The sequence below is a fragment of the Belnapia arida genome, assembly GCF_016773205.1.
Classification (GTDB): Bacteria; Pseudomonadota; Alphaproteobacteria; order Acetobacterales; family Acetobacteraceae; genus Belnapia; species Belnapia arida.
Genome location: NZ_JAETWB010000182.1, coordinates 1 through 476, shown reverse-complemented (window position 1 = coordinate 476; position 476 = coordinate 1). Strand labels below are relative to the sequence as shown.

Annotated in this window: 1 pseudogene; it reads right to left on the bottom strand. The window is 64.7% G+C overall.

Annotation, left to right across the window (positions count from 1 at the left end):
• Positions 1-476 (bottom strand): annotated as a pseudogene (locus JMJ56_RS33300) (IS481 family transposase); the annotation flags it as partial.

Sequence of the window (476 nt, the reverse complement as noted above, 5' to 3'; positions counted from 1 at the left end):
AGGAAGTTGGCCGCGATACGGCGCGTGGCCTTCTCGTGCAGTTCGACAAAGGCAAACTTCGAGGTGCGGTCGATGGCGACGAAAAGGTGGAGCTTGCCCTGCTCCGTCCGGACCTCAGCGATGTCGATGTGGAAGTAGCCGATGGGGTAGCGCTTGAACTTGGAGCGGCCCGGCTTGTCACCTTCGGTGTCCGGCAGCCGGCTGATGCCATGGCGCTGGAGGCAGCGGTGCAGGCTGGAGCGGGTGAGATGCGGCAGGGTAGGCTGGAGGGCATAGAGGCAATCGTCGAGCGGCAACAGCGTGTGACGGCGGAAGGCAACGACGACGGCCTCATCCTCGGTCGATAGAACCGTGGATCTGGGCTCCTGGGGCCCGGTGCGCAGGTCGGAGACGGAGGATCGCCTCCGCCACTTGGCCACGGTCTTGGGGTTGATCCCGTAGCGCTTGGCGAGCCCCCTCAGGCTCTCTTGACTATG